The organism is Actinosynnema sp., from assembly GCF_052038725.1.
This window is the reverse complement of record NZ_JBQGCX010001127.1, coordinates 1-10704: the sequence shown is the minus strand read 5'-3', so window position 1 is coordinate 10704 and position 10704 is coordinate 1. Positions and strand designations below refer to the sequence as shown.

Sequence of the window (10704 nt, the reverse complement as noted above, 5' to 3'; positions counted from 1 at the left end):
GTCGGTGCCCATCGCCGGGCACACGCCGCAGTCGAAGCACGGCGTCCACCGGCAGTCGTCCTGCTCGCGCTCGTCCAGGGCGTCCTGCCAGTCCGCCCAGAGCCACTCCTTGTCCAGCCCGGAGTCCAGGTGGTCCCAGGGCAGGACCTCCAGCTCCTCGCGCTCGCGGGTGGTGAACCACTCCAGGTCCACGCCCAGCGGCTCCAGCTCGGCCTTGGCCGCCTGCACCCAGCGCTCGTAGGAGAAGTGCTCGGACCAGCCGTCGAACCGGCCGCCCTCGCGCCACACCCGCTCGATGACCGCGCCGATCCGCCGGTCGCCGCGCGAGAGCAGTCCCTCGATCAGCGACGGCTGCCCGTCGTGGTAGCGCATCCCGATGTTGCGGCCCAGGTTCCGGTCCGAGTTGACCGCCTCGCGCAGCTTGCGCAGCCTGCGGTCCACGGTCTCCGGGTCGCACTGCCCGGCCCACTGGAACGGGGTGTGCGGCTTGGGCACGAACCCGCCGATGGAGATGGTGCAGCGCACGTCCTTGCGCCCGCTGGCCTCCCGACCGGCGCGGATGACGTTCTTGGCCATCTCGGCGATCTGCAGCACGTCGTCGTCGGTCTCGGTCGGCAGGCCGCACATGAAGTACAGCTTCACCTGCCGCCAGCCCGCCGCGAACGCCGCGCTGACCGTCCGGATCAGGTCCTCCTCCGACACCATCTTGTTGATGACGCGGCGGATGCGCTCGCTGCCGCCCTCGGGGGCGAAGGTCAGGCCCGAGCGGCGGCCGTTGCGGGAGAGCTCGTTGGCCAGGTCGATGTTGAAGGCGTCCACCCGCGTGCTGGGCAGCGACAGGCTGGTGTTGGTGCCCTCGTACCGGTCGGCCAGGCCCTTGGTGACCTCGGCGATCTCGGAGTGGTCCGCGCTGGAGAGCGAGAGCAGGCCGACCTCCTCGAAGCCGGTCGCCTCCAGGCCGCGCTGCACCATCGCGCCGATGCCCTCGATCGAGCGCTCGCGCACCGGGCGGGTGATCATGCCCGCCTGGCAGAAGCGGCAGCCGCGCGTGCAGCCCCGGAAGATCTCCACGCTCATCCGCTCGTGCACGCTCTCGGCGAGCGGCACCAGCGGCTGCTTCGGGTACGGCCAGGCGTCCAGGTCCATCGTGGTGCGCTTGAACACCCGGTAGGGGACCCGCTCGCGGTTGGGCACGACGCGCTGGATGCGGCCGTCCGGCAGGTACTCCACGTCGTAGAACCGGGGCACGTACACGCCGCCGGTCTCGGCCAGCCTGGTCAGGATCTCGTCCCGCCCGCCGGGGCGGCCCTCGGCCTTCCAGGCGCGGACGATGTCGGTGATCTCCAGGACCGCCTCCTCGCCGTCGCCGAGCACGGCGGCGTCGACGAAGCGGGAGATCGGCTCGGGGTTGAACGCGGCGTGCCCACCGGCCACCACGATCGGGTGGTCCTCGGTGCGGTCGGCGGCGTGCACGGGCACGCCCGCCAGGTCGAGCGCGGTCAGCAGGTTCGTGTAGCCCAGCTCGGTCGAGAAGCTGACGCCGAGCAGGTCGAACGCGCCGACCGGCCGGTGGGAGTCCACGGTGAACTGGGGGACGCGGTGCTCGCGCATGAGCGCTTCCAGGTCCGGCCAGACCGCGTAGGTGCGCTCGGCCAGGACGTCCGGCTGCTCGTTGAGCACCTCGTAGAGGATCATGACGCCCTGGTTGGGCAGCCCGACCTCGTAGGCGTCCGGGTACATCAGGGCCCACCGCACCGCGGCGGAGTCCCAGTCCTTGGTGGTGGCGTTCAGCTCCCCGCCGACGTACTGCACCGGCTTGGAGACCCTGGGGAGCAGGGGCTCCAGCAAGGGGAAAACAGAGTCGACGCTCACAACCGACCAGGGTAACCGAGCCCTTGCGCGGACCTAGCGCAGCAGCAGCTTGCCGAGCCTGCGCGCGGCCACCACCACCCCGATCGCGCCGAGGACGAGGAAGTACAGGACCGGCCAGAGCAACCCCCAGTGCAGGTTTCCGCTGTTCAGGTCCCTCATCAGGGTGGTCGCCTGGTACAGCGGGGTGAGCTGGACGAGTCCGCGGACCGCCTCCGGGTAGACCGAGACCGGGTAGAAGGTCGCCGAGAACAGGAACAGCGGCATGATCACCAGCTGGACCAGGTCGAAGTCCTGCCAGCCGCGCAGGAACGTCGTGACGGCCATGCCCACGGCCGCGAACGCGGCGGCGACCAGCAGCGAGGCGGGCAGCATCAGCAGCGCCCACGCCGAGCCCGCCAGGTCCAGGCCGAGCATGACGACGGTGAACCCGGCCGAGTAGAGGCCGCCGCGCAGCAGCGACCAGGCCACCTCGCCGAGCGCGATGTCCATCGGACCGGCCGGGGTGGCCAGCACCGCGTCGTAGGTCTTGGCGTACTTGAACTTCACGAACACGCCGAACACCGCGTCGTAGACGGCCCCGTTCATGGCCGCGGTCGCCAGCAGCGCGGGGGCGACGTACTGCGCGTACGGCACGCCCTCGACGTCGGCGACCAGCCTGCCGATGCCGAAGCCGAGGGAGAACAGGAACAGCAGCGGCTCGACCAGGCCGGTGAGCAGGGGCACCCAGGCCCGGCGGTACACCAGGTAGGAGCGCTCCAGCAGGACGAGCGAGCGGCCCGCGTACAGGCCGGGCGGGACGATCCGCAGGCCGAGCGCGGGCCTCGCCTCACGGGTGGTCACGGGACGAGCCTCCGCCGGTAGACACGGGTTCCGATCAGGGTCCCGACCGCCAGCACGGCGACCAGGAAGGCGACGTGGCCGAGCGCGGCGAGCGCGCCGAGCCCGCCGAACGCGGCCCCCCGCGCCAGCTCGACGCCGTGCCAGGTGGGGGCGATCCAGACCAGCGGGAGCAGCCAGTCGGGAAGCTGCTCGACGGGGAAGAACGCGCCGGTGAACAGGGTCATCGGCATGACGACCAGGCGGAACACGGTGCTGAACGAGTCGGCCTTGTCCCTGGTGGCGCTGAACGCGGTGATCGGGGCGCTGTAGGCGGTGCTGGTGAGCACCGAGACCGGGACGGCCAGCGCGGCGGCCGGGGTGGTGAGCGCCCCGAACAGGGTCGCGGAGACCAGGAAGAAGGCGCCCGCCATCAGGACGAGCAGGGCGTTCCACAGCATGGTGCCCAGGAAGACCTGGGCCGGGGTGATCGGGGAGGCGACGACCGCGTGGTGCCGCTTGCTCCACTTGAACACGTCGATGACCTGGTAGGTCGACTCGTTCACGACGGCCTGCAGGCCCATCACGACCAGCAGCGCGGGCGCCAGGAACTGCGGGTAGGTCAGCCCGCCGGGCAGCTGGTCGGGGGCGATCTGGCTGCCGAGGCCGAAGCCCATGGACAGCAGGAACAGCACCGGGAGCACGAACGCGGAGACGGCGGTGGCGCGCCAGTTGCGGCGGTACCAGACCCAGCGGCTCTCCACGTAGATCAGCACCGCGCGGGCGTTGCCCGACGGGCGTCCGGTGGCGGTCCGGGCGGTGGGCGCGGCGTCGGCGCGCGTGGTGTCGGCGCTGTCGGTGTCGGCGCTGTTGGTGTCGGCGCTGTTGGTGTCGGCGGCCATCAGTCGACCAGCGTCCGGCCGGTGAGCCGCAGGAACACGTCCTCCAGGCTGGAGCGGCGCACCAGGCTCGACACCGGGCGCACCCCGCGCTCCTGGGCGGCGGCGAGCGCGGCCTCGCCGTCGCGGGTGTACAGCAGCACGCGGTCGGGGAGCACCTCGACCCGCTCGGCCAGGTCCTCCAGCCGGTCGGCGGACTGGTTCCCCGGCGGGAAGCGCAGCTCCAGGACCTCGCGGGTGGAGTAGCGGGAGATCAGCTCGGACGGCGAGCCCTCGGCGGCGACGCGCCCGCCGTCCATCACCACGAGCCGGTCGCACAGCTGCTCGGCCTCGTCCATGTAGTGCGTGGTGATGATCAGCGTGACGCCCTCGGCCTTGAGCCGGAACAACCGGTCCCACAGCAGGTGGCGGGCCTGCGGGTCCAGGCCGGTGGTGGGCTCGTCGAGCAGCAGCACCTCGGGCTCGTTGACCAGCGAGCGCGCGATGGTGAGCCGCCGCTTCATGCCACCGGACAGCGGTTCGACCTCGCTGTTCGCGCGCTCGGAGAGCTGGGCGAACTCCAGCAGCTCCCCCGCCTTGGCGCGCACGGCGGCGCGGGAGAGCCCGAAGTAGCGGCCGTACACCTCCAGGTTCTGCCGCACGGTCAGCTCGTTGTCGAGGGTGTCCTGCTGCGGCACCACCCCGATGCGGGCCCGGATGCGCGGGCCGTCCCGGTCCGGGTCCATGCCGAGCACGCGCAGGTCGCCGCCGGAGCGCGGGGAGGTGCAGGAGATCATCCGCATGGTCGAGGACTTGCCCGCGCCGTTGGGCCCGAGGAACCCGAAGGCCTCGCCGCGCTCGACCCGGACGTCGATGCCCCGGACCGCCTCGAACTCCCCGAAGCGCTTGGTCAGCCCGCTGGCCTCTACGAGGGGTGTGGTCACGGTCGCCGACTGTAACCACCTGGCACGGGGTCGGGGCAACGCTTTTTCACACCGGTGCGGAACGCGCGACGGCCCGTCCCGCAGGACTGCGGGACGGGCCGTGGTGCTGGCGGGCGCGCCGGTCAGCGGCGGCTCAGAGCGCGGGGAACCAGATCTTGATCTCGCGCTCGGCGGACTCGACCGAGTCGGAGCCGTGCACGAGGTTGAACTGGACCTCCAGGCCGAAGTCGCCCCGGATGGTGCCCGGCGTGGCCTTCTCGACCGGGTCGGTGCCACCGGCGAGCTGGCGGAACGCCGCGATCGCGCGCGGGCCCTCGATCACCAGCGCCACCAGCGGGCCGCCGGTGATGAAGTCCAGCAGGCCCTCGTAGAAGCCCTTGCCCTCGTGCTCGGCGTAGTGCTGCTCGGCGGTCGCGCGGTCGGCGTTGCGCAGTTCGAGCGCGGCCAGCTTCAGGCCCTTGCGCTCGATGCGGGAGATCACCTCGCCGACCAGGCCGCGCTCGACGCCGTCGGGCTTGACCAGGACCAGGGTGCGCTCGCTCACGGCGGTGGTTCTCCTTGCTCGGTGGGGGTGGTGGGCGACAGCGTATCCGGCGGACCGCCGTGGCATAGTCACCGGCCGTGACGGCTGAGGGCGCGGGGCGCGGGGACACCGGGACGGACGAGCGGGGCGGCGGTCACGGGGGCGGGCACGGCGGCGGGCACGCGGCGACCGCGCTGACCGGCGCGGCGGTGATGTTCGTGCTGCTGAGGCTGCTGGCGGTGTCCCACTACGACTGGCACGTGGCGTTCGCCCTGCTGCACACCCTGGACCTGGAGGACGCGCCCGGCCTGTTCGTCGGCACGTTCATGGCCGACTCGCGGATCAGCAGCGCGCTGCTGATCCTGGTGTCGCCGCTGCTCGTCCTGTACGCCTGGGCCCACCGCCGCCGCGACAAGGTCGCCGCGCTGGCGCTGCCCCTGCTGCCCGCGCTGATGGTCGCGCACGTGATCACCTACCACCGGTGGTGGGTGCCGGTGGCCGCGGTGGCGCTGTCGGCGCTGGTGCTGCTGGTGGAGCGGGCGCGGATGCGGGGGCTGGTGCAGGAGGCGGTGACCTTCCTGATGCGGCGGACCGGGGTCGTGCTGGTGGGCGTGGCGCTGGCGGTGGCCGCGTTCGTGGCGACGCCGTGGGTGCCCCTGGAGGAGATGGAGCTGGTGGACGGCGAGCTGCGCGGGTACGTCATGGAGACCGGGCACGGGTTCGTGAAGGTGCTGGACGAGCACCACGGGTTCCGCATCCTGCGCACCGACGAGATCCGCTCCAGGGTCGAGCTGGCCGAGCACTGAGCCCGACCGGCGTCGTGGCCACGCCTGCGGGCTAGCGCTCCAGCACCACCACCGACCTCGGCGGCACCCGCACCGCCGTGCCGTCGACCACCGCGCGGTCGGTGCACAGCGGGTGCTGCCGCCACCCGCCGACGGGCGCGGTGACCTCCTTCTCCACCGGGAACGGGTTGACCACCACGAGCAGCCCGTCGCGCGCCGGGTCGCGGTCGGGACCGGCGGTGTCGTCCAGGTGCGCCACGACCACGCCCGGTTCGGCGGCCGGGAACGACAGCTTCGCCTGCACCTGCGCCGCGTCGCCCAGGGTGAACAGCGGCGAGGACCCGCGCAGCCGCAGCAGCTCCAGGGTGTGCCCCAGCGCGGATCGCAGGTCGGCCTGCGCGGGCTTGAGCGCCGGGTCGGCCAGCAGCGGCGCGGAGTAGGGCCACTTGTCGGCGTTGTCCGGCGCGGGCGGCAGGCCCCGGCCGAACCCGTTGTCCCGCAACGACGGGTCGTACCGGTTGAACCAGTCGCCCGAGTCGTAGCTGTTGCGGTCGAGCGACTTCGAGCGCAGGAACTCGCTGCCCGCGTGCAGCAGCGGCTGCCCCTGGCCGAGCAGGACGGGCGCGAGGGCGACGCGGTGCATCCGGACCCGGTCGGCCATCGGCGTGGACGGCGGCAGCTTGAACACCTGGGCGTCGAACAGGGTCTCGTTGTCGTGCGCGTCCACGTAGCTGATCACGTCCGCCGGGACGCCCGCGTAGCCCGCGGGCGAGCCGTTGTACGGCACGTCCCGGCCGCTGACCTCGCCGCCGGAGGTGGACCGGAAGCGGAACCCGGCCGCGTTGCCCGCCATGCCCAGCTTCACCAGGTCGCTGTAGTTCGCCAGCCGCGCGGCCACGTCCCCGTTGGCGGGTGAGCCGTTGAGGTCGCCCGCGAGGCCGGTGCCCAGGCCCTGCACGCGCGGGTCCTCGTCGAACGGGCCGCCGCCGCGCACCGCGTCGCGCAGCCGGTCGCTGAACGTGCCGATGCCGGTGCCCGCGAGGTTCGCCTGGGTGGCCTGCTCGAACCGGGCGTTCCCGGCGACCTCGCCGAAGTCCCAGCCCTCGCCGTAGAGCCGGATCGAACGGCCGTCGACGCCGTCGCGCTCGGGGGTGAGCGCGTCCAGCGCGGCGCGCACGGCCAGCAGGTTCGCCTTCGGGTGGTGGCCCATGAGGTCGAACCGGAAGCCGTCGACCTTGTACGTCCTGGCCCACCACACCACCGAGTCCACGACGAGCTTGCCCGTCATGGCGTTCTCCGGCGCGGTGTTGGCGCAGCAGGTGGAGTTCGCGATCGAGCCGTCGTCGGCGAACCGGTGGTGGTAGCCGGGCACGACCTTGTCCAGCACCGAGCCCGGCCCGTCGCCGGACGCGGCGGTGTGGTTGTAGACCACGTCCAGCACGACCTTGTTCCCGTTGGCGTGCAGGGACCGCACCATCTCGCGGTACTCGCGGGAGCGGGCGGCCCCGGTCTGCGCGGCGTCGGTGGCGTACGAGCCCTCGGGGGTGTTGTAGTGCAGCGGGTCGTAGCCCCAGTTGAAGCCGTCGTCGGCGGCGGTCGCGGCGACGCACTCCTGCTGGCGCGGCGAGTCCGGCGGCAGGGACGGCAGGTCGCAGTCGGGCGCGCGCTGGTCGGCGCGGCGCTCGGGGATGGTGGCGATGTCGAAGGTGGGCAGCAGGTGCACGGTGTCCAGCCCGGCCTCGGCGAGCTGCCGCAGGTGCCCCATGCCGGTGGAGTCGCGGTGGGTGAACGCGCGGTAGGTGCCCCGGTCCGCCTCGGGGACGGTGTCGTCGCCGATGGAGAAGTCGCGCACGTGCAGCTCGGTGATGCCGTGCTCGACGGGGTTGGCGCCGAGGCCGCGCGCGACCTCGGCGGACCAGCCGTCGGGGGCGGTGGCCGGGTCGGCGAGGTCGGCGAACTGGGAGTGCGTGGAGCCGACCGCGAGCGCGACCGAGTACGGGTCGGTGACCACGACCGTGCGGCCCGCGGCGGTGATCTCGTACTGGTAGAAGCGGTTCTTCCAGTCCCCGGAGCCGGACCAGGAGCCGGAGGCGTCGTCGCGGGCGAGGTCGAGCACCTCGGCGGGGTCGCCCTCGGGGGCGTCGAACAGGCGCAGCCGCACCCGTGACGCGGTCGGGGCCCACAGGCGGGTGGTGGCGCGGTCGCCGTCGAACGCCGGGCCGTAGGGGAGCGCGGTCGCGGCGGGCGCGAACCGGTCGTCCAGGACGCCCGCGAGCTGGACGCCGGTGCGGTGCCGCAGCGTCCCGGCCGCGTCGACGTGCACGGCGGACAGCGCGCCGCCGCGCAGCGCCGCGTCCACCCGGTCGACGTCGCGGACCCGGAACACCGGTTTGCCGCGCAGGTGCGGGAAGTCCCCCGGCACGGCCTCGGCACTGGGCTCCAGGCGCAGGACCTTGCCGCCGTACTCGATCCGGTAGCCGTCCGAGGCGATCACGGGCACGTCCCAGACCACCAGGTCCTTCCGCACCCAGGCGGCCTTCGACCTGGTCAGGTCGTCTTCCACGGCGTCACCTCCGGAGGGCGGCAGCACGTAGGACGCCGAGCCGTCCGGCTTCGCCGACCCGGAGGCGAACCACACCTCGTGGCCGGTGCCGGTGACGTCGAGGAACTGGTCGGCTCCGGGGTCCTTGGCGTCGCCGCGGTGGATGATGTGGGACAGGCCGGGCGCGCCCTGCGCCAGCGGCACCGACCAGTGGACGCCGAACCCGTCGTCCCCGTCCGGCGGTCGGGACTGGTTCCACCCCGGACTGGGCTCGGCCGACCCGGTCCAGTGGTAGAGGGTCCACTCCGCGTAGTCGCCGTCCGGGCGGTGGTAGTGGATGACGGCGCGGTTCTCGGCCGCCGCGAGGGACGGGAACACCCGGTCGTCGCGCACCCACGCCTGGCCGTCGGTGCGGCCGGTGGCCTCGGCGGTCCCGTCGCGCAGCACGGTGAAGTCGACCGGGCCGGTGGCGGGGAGGGTGGCGACGCCGTTGGTGAACGGGACCTCGGCGCCACCCGCGCGCACCGCGCGGCCTGCGGTGTCGCCGAGGTGGTGCACGAGCACCCGTCCGGTGGCGGCGGCCTCGTTCGGGTGTACCGCCGGGTCGCCCTGCGCGAGCCACACCTGCGGGGACGTGGACGGGTCGACGAACCGGTCGGCCGAGGTGTCCTTCTCGTCGCCCCGGTGCACGACGATCCCGACCTGCCGGGCGCCGGGCTTGAGCCTGACCCAGGCGAACCGGCCGTACGGGGTCTCACCGGCGAACGGCAGCGGCTCCTGCCAGGTCGGCTCGGACTCGACGTCGCCCCAGGCGTGCAGGCCCCAGCCGGTGTAGTCGCCGTCCTGGCGGGCGTAGTGCACGACCAGCCAGTCCGGGCTCCCGGTGGGCGGCTGCGGGACCGGCGGCGCGGGCACGAGGGCGAACCGCGCGCCGTCCGCGCCGATCCGCCCGGCCGCGTCCTTGGCGACCACGCGCACCTCGACGCCCTTGCCCGCGGCGGCCCCCGGCAGCGCGGCGAGGTCGGCGAACACCCGGTACGGGGCGGCGTCGTCGGTGCCGAGCACCGTCCACTCCGGGTTCCCGTCGACGCGGGCGGCGAACGTGGCCTGCGCGTAGGGCGAGGTGATCCCGTCCGCGCGCAGCTCGACCCGCTCGTCCAGGGCGGCGCCCTCGGCCGGGATGACCAGGGTCGGCGCGGGCTTGGTGGCGACGGCCTTGCCGGTGGCGCGCAGCACCAGCGCGGACAGCGGCGGCACGGTGACCCGGACCGCGCCGTCCGCGCCTCGGGTGGCGGTGGGGCCGGGCTCGGGGAACACCTGGCGCAGCGCCGTCGAGCCGACCGGCACGTCCAGGGTCTGCGGCGCGGTCCCGGCGTTGGCGACGACGAGGTGCTCGACCTGGGCGCGGCGGTCGAAGCGGCTGAACGCGATCACGTCGCCCTCGGCGCGGCGCAGCACCTGGTTGCCGCCGCGCCACACCGGGTCGGAGTCGGTGAAGCGGGCCAGGTCGGCGAGCTGGCGGTACAGCGGGTGGTCGGGAACGTGGTTGTCGTCGGCGCCGGTCCGCGTGGCGCCGATCAGCCGCTCGGCGGCGTAGGACGGGGTGGCGCTGGCGAACAGGTCCTGGCGGGCGTCCTTGTCGCCACCGGCGCCCGCGAAGCCCTGCTCGTCGCCGTAGTAGACGACCGGGTTGCCGCGCCACAGCTGGAGCAGGGTGTTGCCCAGCTTGAGGCGGTCGAGCAGGTCGGTGTCGTCGGGGCGGTTCTGACGCAGCAGGTGGGCGACGCGGCCGAGGTCGTGGTTGCCCAGGAACGTGGGCAGCGACGAGGCGTTGGAGTCGGCGTCGGTGTAGCGGTCGTCGGCGAGCAGGACGTCGCCGAGGCGGGTCGCGCCGCGCCCGGACAGGAAGTCGAGCGCGGCGGACTGGAACGGGAAGTCCAGCACCGACTGGAGCCCCGCCTCGGTGGTGAAGCGCGAGGTGGTGGCCGGGTCGGAGTCGAAGACCTCGCCGAAGACGAAGAAGTCCGGCTTGCCGCGCTGCGCGGCGTAGGAGCGCACGTACGGGGCGAGCGCCTGCCAGAACTCCGTGTTGACGTGCTTGACGGTGTCGACCCGGTAGCCGTCGATGTCGAGGGTGTCGATGCAGTGGGTGAAGACCTGCTTCATGCCCGCGACGACGCGGGGGTGCTCGGTCATCAGGTCGTCGAGGCCGGAGAAGTCGCCCTGCAGGCTGGACTCGCCGCTGAACGTCGAGTCGCCGCGGTTGTGGTAGAGCGCGGGGTCGTTGAGCCAGTCCGGGGTCTTGGGGTGGGCCGGGTCGGGGACCGGGGTGTACGGGAACGAG

7 protein-coding genes are annotated in these 10704 nt (G+C 73.2%); 1 reads left to right on the top strand and 6 read right to left on the bottom strand.

All coding sequences use genetic code 11. The features are described from left to right. The 5 genes from ACTUAL_RS23780 to ndk all read right to left on the bottom strand — a co-directional run. A partial coding sequence (locus ACTUAL_RS23780; RefSeq protein ID WP_440901803.1) for a TIGR03960 family B12-binding radical SAM protein occupies positions 1-1872 on the bottom strand: 1872 nt, incomplete at its 3' end. A 33-nt stretch (positions 1873-1905) separates the two neighbouring features. Beyond that, positions 1906-2712, bottom strand: coding sequence for an ABC transporter permease (locus ACTUAL_RS23775; RefSeq protein ID WP_096491847.1), 807 nt, complete (start codon positions 2710-2712; stop codon positions 1906-1908). Further along, positions 2709-3590: an ABC transporter permease gene (locus ACTUAL_RS23770; RefSeq protein ID WP_440901802.1), complete on the bottom strand. Its 882-nt coding sequence runs from the start codon at positions 3588-3590 to the stop codon at positions 2709-2711. The genes ACTUAL_RS23775 and ACTUAL_RS23770 overlap by 4 nt, the downstream gene beginning before the upstream one ends. Continuing rightward, positions 3590-4510, bottom strand: a complete 921-nt coding sequence (locus ACTUAL_RS23765; protein ID WP_440901801.1) for an ABC transporter ATP-binding protein — start codon at positions 4508-4510, stop codon at positions 3590-3592. The genes ACTUAL_RS23770 and ACTUAL_RS23765 overlap by 1 nt, the downstream gene beginning before the upstream one ends. A gap of 133 nt (positions 4511-4643) precedes the next feature. Further along, the gene (ndk, locus tag ACTUAL_RS23760; protein ID WP_096491844.1) at positions 4644-5054 is read right to left on the bottom strand and encodes a nucleoside-diphosphate kinase; all 411 of its coding nucleotides are present in this window, start codon (positions 5052-5054) and stop codon (positions 4644-4646) included. Positions 5055-5131: 77 nt separating this feature from the next. On the opposite strand from ndk, the gene ACTUAL_RS23755 reads away from it, so the two are divergent. Then, positions 5132-5839, top strand: coding sequence for a hypothetical protein (locus ACTUAL_RS23755; RefSeq protein ID WP_157767525.1), 708 nt, complete (start codon positions 5132-5134; stop codon positions 5837-5839). Between the two features lie 31 nt (positions 5840-5870). Here the strand turns inward: ACTUAL_RS23755 and pulA are convergent. Further along, positions 5871-10704 (bottom strand): pullulanase-type alpha-1,6-glucosidase (pulA, locus tag ACTUAL_RS23750; protein ID WP_440901800.1); only part of this gene is annotated, 4834 nt, incomplete at its 5' end.